Genomic DNA, 16,548 nt, shown 5'->3' on the forward strand with positions numbered 1-16,548 from the left:
ATGATTAGTTTAATGTACAAATCTAAGGAAAAGTTCTTTGTCACATTCCTGGCTTTAGCTATGGTATTCACTTTTATACCTCCTACTTTTCTTTCTTATGCACAGAATAATGATAAAGAACCTCCGCAAATATCGAATGTTGAAGTGGCTGATGTGACTGATAGTGAGATTACTATTACCTGGGAAACTGATGAAAACGCTGATTCAGCTGTAAACTTTGGTCTCCAGCCTGATTTGGGTATAGTTCGTATACCGGTGCCTGATCGAACCAAACATTCAATTACCTTGCAAAACCTAGAGTCTGGTAGAGTTTACTATTTTCGTGTAGTTTCTGCTGATGATAACGGTAACCAAGGGATTTCAGCTGATTATAAGATTCAGACTAGCGGTAAGCCAGAAATAGGTTCAGCGGAGGGAAGTGGCAAAGCTGATACTGAATTCACTACCAACAATCCTCCAGCTAAGGAAACTAGTACTCAAGAAATAATTAATCAGATAAATCAAATTACCGACCCACTTCAGCTACAAGAAATTGTAAATGAAGTAGTAAAGGCCATTCAGGGTATCACCGAAGATCTTACTATTGTTGGTCCGCCAACAGTAATTCCAGAAACAACCAGTGCATTGGTTAGGTGGACTACTGACCGTGAGTCCACCTCTGAGGTATTGTTTTCACCTAAGAAAGGATTTGATGGCCTAAACTATGCCTATTCTCAAGCATCTACTGATGCGCCCACAACTGAGCATGAGATTAGATTGATTGGTCTAGATCCATTCACGGACTATAATTTTAAGGTCAAGTCGGAAGATAGCTACGGAATTATTGGTGAAAGTAGAAATTTTACTTTTAAGACCAAAGCTTCATTGCCAGAAATTAAGAATCTGCGCGTAGTTAAGGTGGAGGAGAACGCCGCTACTTTAGCCTGGGATACGACTGTACCAGCTAAGGCGTTGGTGGAATACCAAGACCAAACTACCGGTGAACAAAATTCTGTCGGTAGACCAACTTTGACCACCTCTCACCAGATGCGCTTAGCAGACCTTACTTTGGGTTCGCGGTACGTGGCTTATGTAATCTCAGAAAACTCCGGTGGCGATCGGGTACGGAGTCAGCCAATTCAGTTTGTGACCATGCGGGACATTGCCGCTCCAATCATTTCAAACGTAACTAATGAGTCAACTCTTTTTCCGGGTGGAGAATCCAGAATACAGACGATCGTTGAGTGGGTGACTGACGAACCGGCCGACTGTGTTATGACTTACCGTGAAGGGGTAGCCGGTGGTACCGAACCGACTGTACGAGAAAAAGAACAGGCTGAGTACGAAGTTCAACACGTAGAGGTGGTCGTGGACTTTGCACCGGCTACCGTCTATCAGTTTTGGCTTAATTGTGCTGATGAGGCAGGTAATGATGTACAATCTGAAAATTTTGTACTCTTCACACCAATTCAAGAGAAAAATATCATTGACTTAATTATCGAAAACTTCCAGAGTACCTTCGGTTGGGTTAAGAATATTGGTGGGTAAAATTAGCAAATAAGCGCAGCGACTAGTGCGAATTTTCGCGAGTAATTTTTATCGAAAAAAAATACAGGAGAATTTTAAATTGGGGATAGTGTGTGCAGATTATAAATCTCTGTAATGGCATAATTAGGTCATGGCGAAACCGCTGATTGTTTGTCGTGACCTATCGATTATTTACAACAAAGGAAAGTCAAATGAATTTAAGGCTCTGACCGGGGTAAATACAGATATTTATGAAGGTGAATACATCATCTTGTTTGGTGCGTCTGGTTCTGGTAAATCTACTCTAATGTATTCCATCCAAGGCTCTTTACCCCCGGGAGAGGGTACGTTATTGATACGCGGAGATGATATATATTCTTATCCACCAGAAGACCGTGTGTATTTTCAGCGTTACGTAATGGGTATTATATTTCAATCCTTCAACTTGATTCCCTCGCTTTCAGTCTTAGACAATGTGGCTCTGCCAATGATCTTTTGTGATGCTGACAAAGCCAGTCGCGAGCGGCGAGCTCAATCGTTACTAGATCGCTTTGGGGTTGGACATGTCTCCCACAAAGTACCAGCCATGCTTTCTGGTGGTCAGCAGCAGCGTGTGTCAGTGGCACGGTCTATGGTTAATGATCCAAAAATTCTTTTGGCAGATGAGCCGACTGGTAACCTAGACTCAGTTTCAACTCAGCAAGTGATGGATAAGATAGACGAAATTAACACATTTGATCGCCGCACGGTAATTATGGTGTCACACAACGCGGCACACCTAAGCTACGCTCATCGTGTGTACTATTTAAAGGATGGCCATATTGTGCGAGAGGTGGTAAATCCTCAACGTAAGCAAATAAAACCTGTGAAGGAAGGGGAGACGATAGTGACTGAGCTTGAGCAGTTGGCTAGACTTTTTCCTTATGACTCGGTTGATACCCTTCGAGTAAAAAGTATGGTTAATTTTTTGACTCAGTCACTTACGTATGACCAGCTTATCCGATTGGAGCGGGCCATAGTCTTGTTTATTAAAGGTAAGCTTGATAAAAGAGCTTTCATTAAAGGTCTCATTGAAACAGAGGAAAATGGTGGGGTAGAGGTGTCATTAGCAGAAGCCAAAAGAATGGCTTCAGTAGCTGAAAAACTAATTACTCAGTCGGACGACATTAGACGCTTTAGAGCAAAAAAAGATAATGCTGACATTTTCTTCAGTCAACACCAGCTGGCTGAGCGTTTACGAGACCATTTAATCGGCACATTTAAGATTAAGCTAAACAAGGATCAAAACAACAACCTAGTTGAATTAATTGCTGATCGGGTGACTGGTGTAATAGAAGAAGCAGAATTTAATGAATACCTGAGTAAAAGTATTCGTAATGATGGGTTGAGTTTAGATTCAAAGGAAGCCGATGAACTGACACGTTATTTTGAAAAACTAATTGCCCAGGGAGTCGATGTGAGTTATAAGAGTTAGTGAGTACAACTTGAGATTTATAACAACTTTTGATGTTACTATAATTATAGTCGCTAGACACTTTGTTTAAATGGTTTGTTCAGGAAAGGTTTGGTTGGTGTTACGATTTGGAATATTATAATTATAAGTTTGTAGAGATGTTTTAATTTTTTGCGTGCGTTCGACCACAAGCGTCCAGCAATTTTCTCAGGGAAAGAAAAAATTGGGACGTAAATTCAGAATAGTCGCTACGCTCGTTTCTTCATTTAATGCGAGTTCAAGACCTAGCTCAACTTTCAACCAGAATGTTTAAGACCAATCCAATGCGTACTTGGTTGACGATTTTAGGTATGGGTGTTGGTACTGGGGCGGTAGTGGTCCTGGTGGGTCTCGGCTTTGGGTTGCAAAAAATAATTCTTGAGCAAATTGTATTTGGTGAGACCTTACTTTCTCTGGGCGTGTCCTCTACAGGAAGTCAAAATTTAAAACTAACTAACGATACTTTAGAGGAATTTCAAAAAAAACCTGAAGTTTTAGATGCTTCTCCTATGGCTAGGTACCCAGCTCTGGTTACGTACAAAGGACTAACTGGTAATGTTTTTATTCAAGGCATTGAACCACCATATCTACGTTATGCTGGTATTACAGCCACTGATGGAGAGGTCTTTACAGATGATGATGCGGGCAACACGGACTCGGTTATGCTTTCACCAGCTATCATAAAACTATTTGGCGTTGATGATCCAGCTTCGTTTGTAGGTGAAAAAGTATCATTTCGACTCTTGGTACCAACAGAAGATGGCTCAGGAGATATTCAAGAGGTGTCGATTGATAAAGAGTATACAGTCCGTGGAATTACCAAAGAGGAAGGTGTTTTGAACGTTATCATGATGCTGCCCGAACTAAAAAACTACGTGACTGTCGAGGAGTATGAAAGAGTCCAGGTTAGGGTGGATAGTAATGAAAATTTACCAATTGTTGAAAAAGATCTTATCGAAGAAGGGTATAGGGTGACTGCCTTATCTAAGACAGTGGAGCAAGCTTCTAAAATATTCCAAGGAATTCAGGCCGTTTTAGCAACTTTTGGTGGTATTGCTCTAGTTGTGTCGGCAATTGGTATGTTTAATACCATGACTGTGACACTCTTAGAGCGAACCAAGGAAATTGGGATCATGCGAACGATTGGTGCGTCTCCAAAGGATGTAAAGAATTTGTTTATTTCGGAGTCAATTGTAGTTGGTTTTTTAGGGGGAATAAGTGGAATTGTGATGGGTGTTGTTATAGGCGTTACCATCAATGTACTGCTTAATATTGTAGCTGGACAATTTGGTGGGCAGGCAGTGACGCTATTTTCTTTCCCCATCACTTTTCTTCTTTTTATTGCACTTTTCTCCGGAGCAGTTGGGTATCTCACCGGTGTTTTTCCCGCCCGTCGGGCTGCTACTTTAAACCCACTTGATGCGATACGTTATGAGTAAAAGAGTATAGATAAAAGTTGTGTGTATAACTAGCAAGCTATTTAAATAACAATTAGATACAATTAGCAAGTAAATTAAATTTAAATATATTCAAATCATGTTGTACAACTTACTAGGGAATTCAAATAAATTGCATACAGCTGGGAAAATCACTATTCTAACTGCGGCTACCGGACTACTTATATTCATGTTTGCTTTTGTTTTTAATGCCGGAAAGACTGAGTTAATGAAAGTCGAGGCCCAAACAGCCACTACTACACTGACTGTTTTGAACACTCCTCCACAGTGGATTAGTACGACTACTGAAGAAGTTGAATCTTCGACTTCAACACCAACAAACTCTGGAGACGAAGTTTCCTGGATTGCTGTAGCTGACAACTCTGGCTCAGCTCCTTATTTTTTGCTGATATGTAGCACAAACGCAACCCCTACACCTAATGCCGCAGCTGATCTTGGGAGTTTAGGTACGGCACCGCCAGACTGTGGAGGAGGGGTACAATGGGGAGTTTCCACAGCAACGGCTGCTTTATCACAAGCTAGAGTAGCTACTACCACCACTGAGGCTATGTCGGAGAGTAATGACTGGTTTGCTTGGGTGTGTGACGACGATCCGGTAAATCCAAGGTGTAACGATACATATACACAAGGTACAAATGCCACAAACTCGTCACCGTTTATAGTAAACCACCGTCCAGTATTTACTACGTTCTATAATAATTCTCCAGCTGATCCTGGCGTTACTTTTGACTTTTTCTCTACATCATCGGATCCAGATGTACTTGGAGGTGATGACGCCATTAAGCTTTATGTTTGTAATCTAAACGATTTTGTTGCCACATCATCTGATTGTGGTCCGGGGGGAACAATTGCCAGTACCACGATTACCATTAATGACAACGCAACATCCACCTACACATTACCGAGTGTTATACAAGATGATGTTTATGATGCATGGGGATTCATTATAGATGAACATGGTCATACAGCTTCTGGTGGTGCACAAGCCACGAATGTTGGTTTCACAGTCAATAACGTAGCGCCAACAACTGTTACTGGTAATGTCAATATAAATGGAGGAGTCGATATGCCACTAACAGTAGATAATGGTGAGACAACCGGATTTACTTTAGACTTTGAACTTTCAGATGCTAACAGCTGCCAGAATGTCTCAGCTGGTGACGAAATCACAAATTTCACTGTTGCTCTACAGAGATCTACGGCTGCCTGCGATGGTACATCTGCCTCTTATGATCCAAATAATTGTTATACGAATCAGGTCGCTACAACTACATGGAATTTGTCATGTACAGCGTCAAGTACTAGCTGTACCGGTGCTACAGATCCAACCATGCGCTGGGATTGTACCTTCCCACTGTGGTTCGTGGCCGAGCCAACCGATGCTCCGTCTCCGTACGCTGCGAACGACTGGATTGCTGTTATTGCTGGCGTAGATGATAATAATGCTACAGGTACAGCCGCTACAGGAACTATTCCGGTAGAGCTACTAAGTTTCCCGGCAATTGATCTTCTGACAGCAGAAATACCATACGGGGCACTTGAACCAGGAAACAACACTGGAACACTGAATGCAACTACAACCGTTCAAACGGTAGGTAATACTGGCCTTAACGAAAACGTTGATGGTGATGCCATGTGTACAACATATACACCAAGTACACCATGTCCAACCTCAGCTACGTCTACTATTCCTGACTTTGAGCAAGAGTTCGGTACCTCGTCAGTGTCTTATGGATCTGGAACTAGTTTGTCATCTAGTACGCCGCAGCTAGTTCTGCTAAAGGTACCAAAGACCACTTCAACCTCTACTCCTAATTCAGGAATTACATACTGGGGTATCAATGTTCCTTCTTCAATTACATTATCAGGTGCTTACACTGGCCTCAACACGTTTGCTGCAGTTGTCTCTTCTTCGACGGATTGGTAACTAGGCATTAGTGAATACATATTGTTTCAGCCGCTGTTATCCAGACAGCGGCTGTTGCATTTTATTGTTATTTTTCGGATAATTATATGTGTGTATCAAGCACGAGTAATTTTTAAAATTAAAATATTAGTGGCTGCTTGTCTGCTGTTTTTTATGGTGGGCACACAAATTGCTAGTGCTGGTTTTGGTATTACCCCTCCATATGTTCGCAATACAAGTTTGACAAAAAATTCGACTTACGAACAACAAATACTCCTAGTTCGTGGTGACCCAGATGTTCCGCTAAAGGCTCAAATCACGATAGATGCTCCGGAGATTCAGGATTGGATACAAGTTATAGAAGGTACTTCAATTCCGCTACCTCGTGGAGAGCAAAAGGTGCCCATGACAGTCCGTGTTGTTGTGCCAGATGACGTTGAGTTTAAAAATTATAAGGGCGTTCTAAGAATTAAAACCCTTCCTGATGACACGCAGGTGGCAGCGGGTGCGGTCAATATTTCTCTAGGGGCACAGGTTGATATTGATTTAACAGTGATTGATCGAGAAATCAAAGATTTTCGCGTTCGTAAGATATCAATGTCTGACTTGAATGAAGGACACAAGCTGGCCTGGCTCTATTTTCCAGGAAAGATAAAGTTTGGAATATTACTTGAGAATACTGGTAATGTTGATATAGCACCGTCAAAAGTTGAGCTACGCATCTTTGATTTTTCTGGAAATGTTCTACTAGAGGAGACAGCTCAGAAGGGTAAGATTAAAAAAGTTGCACCATACTTGACTGATGAAGTTATAGCTGAAATACCAACTAGACTCCCGGCTGGCAATTACGTGGCTAGATACACTATTTATAACGATGATGAAATAAAACAAGAGGGTGAAGTTAGTCTAAGTATTTTGCCATATGGCACGCTGCAGGAAGCTGGTTTTGGTTTTGGTGGATTATCTCTCGCTCACAAAATATCTGTACTTCTACCAATCTTTATAATAGTAATTTTAATTCTTTACTTTATACATAATCGTAGACGGTCGAATTAGTTAGATATGAAACTGTATTCTTTCCTGTTTCTTTATCTCTTCTTAATTTTATTTACTGCACCAATTACACTAGCAGTTACTGAAGGGACAGCAACCACAACCCTTACTCTAAGTATATGTGGTAATTCATTAGTTGACCCTGGAGAACAATGCGATGCACCTGGAGAGACTGGTGTATACAGCACAACCATTGTTGGAAGACAGTGTAATGCTTCATGTAATTTTGGCCCTTACTGTGGTGATGGTGTATTACAAACATTCTACGGCGAAGAATGTGACGACGGTAATAATGATAATTCAGACTTTTGTTCTGCAATCTGCAAAGTTGAACCAGCTGGATCGGGTGGTGGCGGTAGTAGTGGTGGCGGTGGTGGCGGTGGAGGCAGTAGTCGTGATCTAGGCGATACGCAAATTAGTGTAACTGGTATCGCCTACCCGGGTCGCACGATAAACATATTATTGGATTCAGAGCCGGTTGGAAGTGTTCGCACTTCAAACTCAGGTACCTTTGATTTTGCGACTGACGCATCACCCGGAACAGCTTCGCTTAGTTTTTGGTCAACAGATGTTTCGGGAGTTCGCTCAATCACATTGAATACTACTTTTGATGTAACACAGGGTGCAATCACGAATATATCAGGAATTGTATTGCCGCCCACGATTAGTGTAGCAAACCAAAATGTTAATCCCGGTGATATTGTTACTGTAACAGGGCAGTCGGCTCCAAACGCTACAATTGAGCTTCATGTTAATAATAGTGAGCTAGTTGAAACTGGTACCTCAAGTGCTGATGGTGTTTGGTCAATTAAACTTGATACTGGTAAATTACAGGTTGCAGAACATACCATTAAGGCTCGCTCAATATCTAAGTCTGGTCAACTTTCTACTCCAAGTAGCTTTAGTACAGCCTTACAGTTATTTGTGGGCGTAGAAGGAAAGATGACCACTCCATCTGACCTAAACCGTGACGGTAAGGTAAATTTAATTGACTTTTCAATCTTGATTTTCTGGTGGGGCTCAGATGGAGGTAACTCAAGTCCGTCGGCTGATATAAATGGAAATGGTAAAGTAGGGATTGAGGACTTTTCAATTCTTCTGTTCAATTGGAGTGGTTAGGAAGCATTTATGTTTTTACTCGAGGACTGTCTGCGTAATTGTGTATAAGTTTATCTAATATTTCTTTCTTCAAGATACAATATAAAAGTACTTGTATTGGAGGTAACCAATTAGTGTTGCTGCGAATAAGGTCGCGATTGTTCGGATACTTCAGCCGAGTATTACAGTGCAGGTATGTTTGCAGTGCATTATTTGATGCACAGTGTGGAGACTGTTCATCGTATGAACATTTTGTTCATCTGAATGAACATGAAGTCGCGGCATGTCGAGTTCAGACTGCAGACTAAAATACAACGTAGAGCATATGATAAGAACGCAATCTTCGTTCTCATTGCTCCAAGCTACTGCAGTACTAAGCATAATAGCGGTCATTCTTTGGTCGCTAGGTGCCCCTGGTATCCGTTTTGCGGAAGCTGCAAATGTCAATTCATTTACTGACACACTCTCGGATTCGGCACCATCAACAGTATCGAACCACACGATTACTTTTGTAACGCCGACCGGACTGGCGGCTGGTGAAGCAATCACACTGACTTTCCAGTCAGGATTTACAGGAATTGCATCACTGGTTGCTCAGGACCTTGACCTTTTTGCGTCAGGAACTGAAAGAACGCTTATTGATGGAGCTGCATCGGGTGCTAGCTGGAATGTAACCGCATCAGGTCAGGTTATCACTATTACAAGTGGTACCGATACTATCGGAGCTAACGCTACAGTCACCATTGAGGTCGGTACAAACGCAACGTCTGGTGGAACCGGTACTAATCAAATTAGTAATCCAACCACTGGATCGTACACGATTGATGTTGCGGTCGGTGCTAGTGACACCGGAACAACTATGGTTGCAATTGTAGATACAGTTACTGTTACAGCCGCTGTTAATACCATTTTCAACTTTACGGTTAATGGTGTATCTAACGGACTAACTGTAAACGGTACTACAACAACCGGTACATCAACATCTACGACTGTACCTTTTGGTACTTTGTCAGCTGATACCGCCGCAACCGTAGCTCAAGATCTGGTAGTAAACACTAATGCCGCCAACGGCTTTATTGTTACTGTCCAGACTGACCAGCAATTAAAATCCGCAAATTTAGCAGATATTGATGGATTTGCGAATGGTGCGTTCACTACCACACCAACATTTTGGTCCGGGCCATCTCAGACCATAGGTCAAGAAAATACTTATGGACACTGGGGTATAACGACAGATGATGACACAATCACTGCATCATTGACTGACCCGTTTGATGTTGGTGGTTCTGGACAAAAATATGTGTCTGCTTCAACTACTCCAGTTGAGATTTTCAGAAATGATGGTCCAGCGAATGGTACTACTAGTGGAGTTGGTACAACTCGAGTAGGTTATACAGTTGAAGTAAGTTCACTACAGGAAGCTGCAGATGATTACACAGCTACGCTGACATACGTAGCAACACCAGTATTCTAAAATATTGGTACCAAGCTTGGGGTAAAACAAGAAACCTATCTCCCACCACGAGACGGGTTTTTTGTTTATCCTTTGCTGTGTACAGTCCTAATAAGCAAGGAGGTAATTTTGTTATAATTTCAAAATGATAAGAACATTAGCAGCTTTGCTTATTTTCATTTTTGCAACTCCGGTCGCTCTTGGGGCTACGTTATATATTGACCCAGGAACAGCAACTTTAAACCGCGGTGATGCTGTTACGTTAGCTGTTAGACTGGTACCTGACAAAGATAAAGGGGAGTGTATAAATGTGGTAGATGCTGAACTCAAGTATTCTAACTCAATTCAACCCGTGGATGTATCAATTGGTCAGTCTATACTGAGTGTCTGGCTTGATGAACCGACGATCAATCGTGACCAGAATACAATTACCTTTACTGGTGGGATTCCAAATGGGTACTGTGGCCGGGTGAGTGGAGACCCAAGAATGACAAATATTGTTGCGGAAATAATTTTTAGGTCACCCGGAATGCAGGTAGGTGTGTCAGCTGCTTCCAGTGAGGCAAAAGTGGAGTTCACACCCAAAACCCAACTTCTTCTAAATGATGGTCAAGGTACAAAAGCTGAGTTACGCACCTTAGGTGCAACCTTTGCTTTGACTAACTCAGCCAGTTCAACCGTATCGGACGTTTGGAGACAGAACGTTAAAAGTGATACCATACCGCCCGAGGAATTTAGTATAGAATTAGTAAAAGATAATGATGGAATTGATTTTAATGGAAGATATTACATAGTTTTTACTACAACTGATAAACAAACCGGAATAAGCCACTACGAAGTAATGGAAGAACCCCTCTCTAAGTTAAACTCGTTTACTTGGGGAGGCGCAGATGTACCATGGAAGAAACCAGATCATGCAAATGTCTACGTATTAGAGGATCAAAGTCTTAATAGTACAATCCGCGTCAAAGCCGTAGACAAGGCCGGAAATGAATACATAGCTACGCTGGTACCAGATGAGTCATTAAGAACTATCACCAACAATCAGATATTTAACTGGGCGATTCTCGTGGGAGTGATAATTATCCTAATTATACTTGGTGTCGTTGCTGTCATTATTTTACGCAGACGTAGAAACTCAGAGACTAGCGTAGATTCTGCAGACAGCAATGATCCTGATTTAACGTCAAGTAACTAATCGTTTATGTGCAATTTTTTTTCGCTAAAGCTACCTGAATTAATTATTCTCGCCGTTATCATTTTTTCTCTGCCTAACTTTAGTTTGGCTGCTTCACTTTATGTAAGTCCGGATACTGGCGTATATGTGGCTGGTAAGACTTTTACAACCAAGATTGCTATAAACACCAACGGAAAACCTATCAATGCTGCTGAGGGAACACTGAAATTTAACCCTCAAGAACTGAAAGTATTGTCCATTAATAAAACAGGTTCAATTTTTAATCTCTGGGTCACTGAGCCTACTTTTTCTAATTCGGCTGGTACCATTAACTTCAGCGGTGGTATGCCGAGTGGTTACACTGGGAGTTCTGGAACTATTTTCAACGTAACCTTTACAACTACAGCAGCGGCTACAGCAAAACTGTCATTTACTAATGGGTCAGTTTTAGCCAATGATGGAATGGGTACTAATGTACTCACAGGTATGAAGGGTGGTACTTACACTATACAGCCACAGACTTCACAGCCAGCTGCTGAAGTTGTTGAATACGTTCCTCCAGCTAATACTCCTGGAACTCCGCAGATAAAATCAACAACACATGTAAACGGGGAGTGGTCAAAGAATACTACAGCAGATTTATCTTGGACTATACCGGCTGGAGTCACAGCTGTTCGGACCAATTTAGATAATTCTCCCAACACCATTCCAACCAAAGTCTATGAGCCTGGGATCAGTCAAATAACTTTACCTAGTCTTGATCAGGGTATTTCATATTTTCATTTACAGTTCCGCAATTCTGATGGTTGGGGCAAGGTGGCCCATTTTCAAATAAAAGTTGATACAGAAAAACCACTTTCAGTTAATTTAAGTTCACCGGCTGATGCTGATTTTACAAATCCGGTTCAGCAAATAAAAGTTGAAGCTAAAGATGAGACTTCGTTGGTCTATAGTTATAAAGTTAAGATTGATAATGAGGAGCCTTTTGATTACATAGACGAGAATAGAGAAGGTGTTATTGTTTTGCCACCACTTCTGCCAGGGTATCACTCTGTGATAATAGAGGCTTTTGATGAAGCTGGTAACGGTCTTGTAGCCACGCACTCTTTTACGATTCTAGCTTTCGACAAGCCTACTTTTACTGAATATCCTTCCGAAATAAATGAAGAAGTAATACCGGTAATACGCGGATTGTCGAGACCAAATGCTGAACTGGAAATTTTCCTAAAGAAGTCAGGCGCAGAGCCGGAAACCTACAGTATTTTAGCCGATAATGGAGGTATATTTACATTCATACCTTCAGGCACATTAAGTGTTGGTGTTTATGAGCTCTCAGCTCGAGCAACTGATGAATTTGGCGCTCAGTCAGAACTTTCAGATATTGTTAAAATAGCGGTGCAGCAACCAGGGTATGTGAGGATTGGAAATTGGTTAATTAGTCTTCTTTCTATTGTTATTCCACTCGTTGCTCTTCTAATATTACTAATATTATCAGTTCTATACCTCATTAATAGAGCTCGTCGCTTCAGAAGTAGAGTAGCTATAGAGTCTAGCGAAGTTACACAAATTGTAGAAAAAGAGTTAGCTGGTCTACAATCATTACTAGATTTCCATAAACTAAAGTTAGAACAATCAAGAAAGACAAACAAGCTTACAAAAGCCGAAAGTGGTATGATAGAGGAGTTAAATAAATCATTAACACAAGCCAAGACCAGAATCAGTAAAGAGGTAGCAGATGTAGAGCAGGTAGTAAAAAGGAAGAAATCTAATAACTAATATAAATAATACCTATGACAAATTTTTTCAGAAAGAACGGAATATATGTAGCAGGGGTTTTGGTAGGTATATTTGTAGTACTTGTCTCAGCACAAGCAATAACAAATCAAAAACTGAGCAGTCTTAGGTACCATATAGATAATGAAATTACTCTCCAGACTGCCAAAGTCGAGAATTTAGCGAAATTAATAGGGAATGGAAAATCTAATGCTAAGGCTGAAGCACTGGTTAAAGCTTGCGCCTCGGCTGATAACGACCTGTACGAAAACCTTTTATCTAAGTTAGATAACGGTCTTGGACAATCAGACTTAAAGACACTAAACAGCTTATTTGATGAATGTGGTTATGTTTACGCAAACAGGAGAGCTGATATGGTCTATCAGTTTGAGTACGAGGTTAATAATTTACTTTTCTTAGTCCAAGAAAGGAATTATTTTGATGGAGAAAAGGTTGGCTTACTAGATAATTCTCTCAAATGGAATGAATTGCTTTTGATAGAAGATAATATCAGAGACAATTTTCTTGAGCTGGTTGTAATTCAAAAGCACATCATAACGACTCTACTTGCTGGAGAAACCAAGGATTCTTATGCGGTTCAAGCCTTACGTGAAGATGCTGAGGAGGTTCGAACTAACTTGTCAGAATCAACCAAAAAGGCATCTACGCTAAGATCAGAACTTATAAAATCATGAAATCAGTAATTTCTCTTTGGAAGAATATAAGAGGAAAGACACCAAATACCGCATCAGTCAGGACTATAAAATACATGTTTCCAATGTTTTTTGGGGCAATTGTAGTTTTGTTCGCCAGCATAATTGGCTCTGATAAGTCGTACGTAAAACTAGTACCATCTCAAACACTGGTAATGCAAGGAGAAAATTTTTCTGTGGATGTCTACGTGAATGCTCATATTCCGGTTAACGCCATTGATGTTAGAGTAGCTTTTCCAAAAGATAAGGTTCAAGTTCTAGGTATAGATAAAGGTGGTTCAGTCTTAACCATTTGGACTGAGGAACCGATAATAGAAAACAATACAGTGAAATTTAGTGGCGGTACATTTAAACGTGGTTTTCTAGGCGAGCATTTGATTGGGACTATCAATGCTAAAGCTAAATATACCGGTAAAACAGAATTTGCTGTTACAGAAGCTCAGCTTTTGGCGGGTGATGGGGCAGGAAGTGTTGTGGCCATTGATAACGAAAGTACAGAATCTAAAACCAGCTTTTACATTTATGACCAAAATGAAGATCCAACTAAAATATCAGCCGAAATTGGCGTCAATATAGTCGGTGACCTAGATGGTGATGGTAGTGTTAGTATTAAGGACATCAGTGTCTTCATGGCAAATTGGCGTTCGAAAAAGATGGTCTATGATTTTAATAGTGATGGCAAAATGAATTTCATTGATTTCTCAATAATTTTAGCTAGATCTTTCTTTAATTAACAGTAGACCGCCAATACGCTTATTTACTATGTGTTCATGTTGATAATAAGCAAATAATTACGGAATATTATTTGGTATTATTATATAAGTGATGGGTGGGCTTACTCTCTGCTACGCATGGCTGCTATCTGATGAGTAAAAAAATAATTAACAATTCAGTTGTAAGAACTAAGACAAAAGCCAAGTCAATTGGGCGGCGTTTTATTCGTGCTCCGGTTATTGGCACAGACAAAACTGTAATTCAAACAGTTCCTCTATATCGCTACGTCTACTCAAGCCGATACTCATTATTGGTGGTTTTCTGGTTGCTTGTGTCATTGTTTATGCAGGGTATTCAGCTAGCATATGCTAATGAAGATACGTTACAAATAGAAAATGAAGCTGAGGTTCAACAAGAGGAGTCGCCAGTACAAACGGCAACGGAACCAGTGACTGACTCTGTAGCTGAGGAAGAAGAGTTGGTGGAACCGAAAGAAGAAAATATAGACAGCTCAAATGATCAAGAAAATATATTAGTTGATGAACCAGAGCCTGCTATCGAAGAAGAATATACACAAAACCCAAACCCCTCAGCTCCTTTGCTACAGCAACAAACTAAACCGGATAAATCAACCGAAACCACAGAACCTACGAACCTCTTGCTTGATTCTGATGTTTTGGAGGGAGATGATACAATACTAAACCTGGTAACATCTGAGAGTGAACTTACAGCTAGCGGTACAGTTTTGGATATAAATAAGCAAACTACAACCAACGAAACACCATCTTCTTCTACCTTAGAAAGAGATACGGCTATCAGTACTGAAATTTCTTCAGCTACCACAAACACAAATTTAGAAACAAGTACACCGTCCAATAATTCTGAGCAGCCTGTAGACTCAACCGATCAAGTCAAAGACCTTGATACTTCAGGAAGTGGAAACAACGGAGATAGTAGCTCGGATAATTTAGACAAAAAAATAATCAAAGAGCTTAATAACTCAACAACAACTGAATCTGAATTTCTAGCGACGACTGGCCCGGTTCAAGAAACAAAAGAATCTGTTTCAATAGTACAAAGTGATAGCGACTATGCTTTTAACAAAAGTGAGTGCACCGAAGTGGCTGACGGGTCTTTTTACTGTCATCAGCCCAAAGCTACTATACTGGACGACGCTCTATTTTCTGCCCCCGACGCTGATGGTGACTTAGAGATTTTTGTTGTTAGAGAGGGGCAGCAAACTCAAGTTACTCATAACAAAATAGATGATGCATCACCTTATTACGATAGTAAATCAAACACTATCGTTTGGCATAGGCTTATAAATGATCGTTTTCAAATTATTTCTTACGACCTAGAGACAGGAGAAGAAGAACAAATAACCACAGGCAAGGTTAACAATATGGAACCAACTAGACAAGGTAAATATATTGTCTGGCAACGATGGATTAATAACAGTTGGAATATTGTGTTGTTCAATGGTGAGGAGGAAATACCGATCACAGCTGATGACAGTCATAACATATCCCCACATATACAAGGTTCCCTAATTATATGGAACAAGCACACTCCTAGTGGTGATAAAAAAATCCAAATGTACAATCTGGATAGTCAATCCTATGTAACTGTTAATGATCCCGACGGGCTGACGGTCGATAATCCAAGGATGGTGCTGGTCTATGACTCACTTCATGCCAACGGAGACATCATTACAAAAGGGTTTGATATAATGACAGGCGAATTCATTGATCTAGATACTCTACCGAGAAAAGTACCGGAAATCCCCGATAGCGAATCAACTCCAGAGACTAGAGCCTTAATACAGGCCAAGCCAGAGATTGAACATATAAGTAAGGATAAAGCTGGATCAGTTCCTCTTGATCAAGATCCTGACCAGATTGAGAATCTAGAACAGTCTACATCAACAACCGTACCAACTCTGGATCTAAGTACCGGAACATCAACAAATAACATTTCCACAACTTCTGATGGTACCATTGAGGATATTAAAGATTTGGAAATTAGTTCTCTAGTGACCGATGAGGAGCTAGCTAAGGAAGAAAGAGTAGAGGCTATCCCTGACTTGGAAATCCCACCATTTGAAACTGAAGATACTCAATCAATCAGCCAGGGCATAGCTACATCGACTGAACTTGTGCAATAAACACTAAAAGTAAAACAACTTGTAGGTTACAATTAGACAAAT

General features: G+C 40.7%; 12 protein-coding genes. All 12 read left to right on the forward strand.

Features of this window, described 5'->3' with window-relative positions:
* The first annotated feature begins 12 nt into the window (after positions 1-12).
* The 12 genes from H6779_00030 to H6779_00085 all read left to right on the forward strand — a co-directional run bounded on the left by H6779_00030 (position 13) and on the right by H6779_00085 (position 16,506).
* A complete protein-coding gene (locus H6779_00030) occupies positions 13-1,527 on the forward strand; it encodes a hypothetical protein (protein ID USN87823.1) in 1,515 nt (504 codons plus the stop codon).
* Between the two features lie 130 nt (positions 1,528-1,657).
* On the forward strand, positions 1,658-2,980 hold the full coding sequence (locus H6779_00035; GenBank protein USN87824.1) for an ABC transporter ATP-binding protein: 1,323 nt from the start codon (positions 1,658-1,660) through the stop codon (positions 2,978-2,980).
* 248 nt (positions 2,981-3,228) lie between these two features.
* Positions 3,229-4,437 (forward strand): ABC transporter permease, encoded by a 1,209-nt coding sequence (locus H6779_00040; GenBank protein USN87825.1) that lies wholly within the window; start codon positions 3,229-3,231, stop codon positions 4,435-4,437.
* 97 nt (positions 4,438-4,534) lie between these two features.
* The gene (locus tag H6779_00045) at positions 4,535-6,382 is read left to right on the forward strand and encodes a hypothetical protein (GenBank protein ID USN87826.1); all 1,848 of its coding nucleotides are present in this window, start codon (positions 4,535-4,537) and stop codon (positions 6,380-6,382) included.
* A 153-nt stretch (positions 6,383-6,535) separates the two neighbouring features.
* The gene (locus tag H6779_00050) at positions 6,536-7,417 is read left to right on the forward strand and encodes a hypothetical protein (GenBank protein USN87827.1); all 882 of its coding nucleotides are present in this window, start codon (positions 6,536-6,538) and stop codon (positions 7,415-7,417) included.
* Positions 7,418-7,423: 6 nt separating this feature from the next.
* On the forward strand, positions 7,424-8,533 hold the full coding sequence (locus tag H6779_00055) for a DUF4215 domain-containing protein (protein USN87828.1): 1,110 nt from the start codon (positions 7,424-7,426) through the stop codon (positions 8,531-8,533).
* A gap of 304 nt (positions 8,534-8,837) precedes the next feature.
* Positions 8,838-9,986 (forward strand): hypothetical protein, encoded by a 1,149-nt coding sequence (locus H6779_00060; protein USN87829.1) that lies wholly within the window; start codon positions 8,838-8,840, stop codon positions 9,984-9,986.
* 124 nt (positions 9,987-10,110) lie between these two features.
* Positions 10,111-11,163: a hypothetical protein gene (locus H6779_00065; protein USN87830.1), complete on the forward strand. Its 1,053-nt coding sequence runs from the start codon at positions 10,111-10,113 to the stop codon at positions 11,161-11,163.
* Positions 11,164-11,169: 6 nt separating this feature from the next.
* On the forward strand, positions 11,170-12,918 hold the full coding sequence (locus tag H6779_00070) for a hypothetical protein (GenBank protein ID USN87831.1): 1,749 nt from the start codon (positions 11,170-11,172) through the stop codon (positions 12,916-12,918).
* A 14-nt stretch (positions 12,919-12,932) separates the two neighbouring features.
* Entirely contained in the window at positions 12,933-13,610 is a 678-nt protein-coding gene (locus H6779_00075) for a hypothetical protein (protein USN87832.1), read from the forward strand.
* The gene (locus H6779_00080; protein ID USN87833.1) at positions 13,607-14,362 is read left to right on the forward strand and encodes a hypothetical protein; all 756 of its coding nucleotides are present in this window, start codon (positions 13,607-13,609) and stop codon (positions 14,360-14,362) included. The genes H6779_00075 and H6779_00080 overlap by 4 nt, the downstream gene beginning before the upstream one ends.
* Before the next feature lie 131 nt (positions 14,363-14,493).
* A complete protein-coding gene (locus tag H6779_00085) occupies positions 14,494-16,506 on the forward strand; it encodes a hypothetical protein (GenBank protein ID USN87834.1) in 2,013 nt (670 codons plus the stop codon).
* Positions 16,507-16,548: the final 42 nt, after the last annotated feature.

It is taken from the genome of Candidatus Nomurabacteria bacterium (assembly GCA_023898525.1).
GTDB lineage: Bacteria > Patescibacteriota > Minisyncoccia > Phycocordibacterales > UBA918 > OLB19.

What these genes read in the sequence shown, in the direction of transcription:
- H6779_00040 (USN87825.1), top strand. Translation starts at nt 3,229, where the DNA reads ATGCGAGTTCAAGACCTAGCTCAACTTTCAACCAGAATGTTTAAGACC.
- H6779_00045 (USN87826.1), top strand. Translation starts at nt 4,535, where the DNA reads ATGTTGTACAACTTACTAGGGAATTCAAATAAATTGCATACAGCTGGG.
- H6779_00050 (USN87827.1), top strand. Translation starts at nt 6,536, where the DNA reads ATGGTGGGCACACAAATTGCTAGTGCTGGTTTTGGTATTACCCCTCCA.
- H6779_00065 (USN87830.1), top strand. Translation starts at nt 10,111, where the DNA reads ATGATAAGAACATTAGCAGCTTTGCTTATTTTCATTTTTGCAACTCCG.
- H6779_00075 (USN87832.1), top strand. Translation starts at nt 12,933, where the DNA reads ATGACAAATTTTTTCAGAAAGAACGGAATATATGTAGCAGGGGTTTTG.
- H6779_00055 (USN87828.1), top strand. Translation starts at nt 7,424, where the DNA reads ATGAAACTGTATTCTTTCCTGTTTCTTTATCTCTTCTTAATTTTATTT.
- H6779_00035 (USN87824.1), top strand. Translation starts at nt 1,658, where the DNA reads ATGGCGAAACCGCTGATTGTTTGTCGTGACCTATCGATTATTTACAAC.
- H6779_00070 (USN87831.1), top strand. Translation starts at nt 11,170, where the DNA reads ATGTGCAATTTTTTTTCGCTAAAGCTACCTGAATTAATTATTCTCGCC.
- H6779_00030 (USN87823.1), top strand. Translation starts at nt 13, where the DNA reads ATGTACAAATCTAAGGAAAAGTTCTTTGTCACATTCCTGGCTTTAGCT.
- H6779_00080 (USN87833.1), top strand. Translation starts at nt 13,607, where the DNA reads ATGAAATCAGTAATTTCTCTTTGGAAGAATATAAGAGGAAAGACACCA.
- H6779_00085 (USN87834.1), top strand. Translation starts at nt 14,494, where the DNA reads ATGAGTAAAAAAATAATTAACAATTCAGTTGTAAGAACTAAGACAAAA.
- H6779_00060 (USN87829.1), top strand. Translation starts at nt 8,838, where the DNA reads ATGATAAGAACGCAATCTTCGTTCTCATTGCTCCAAGCTACTGCAGTA.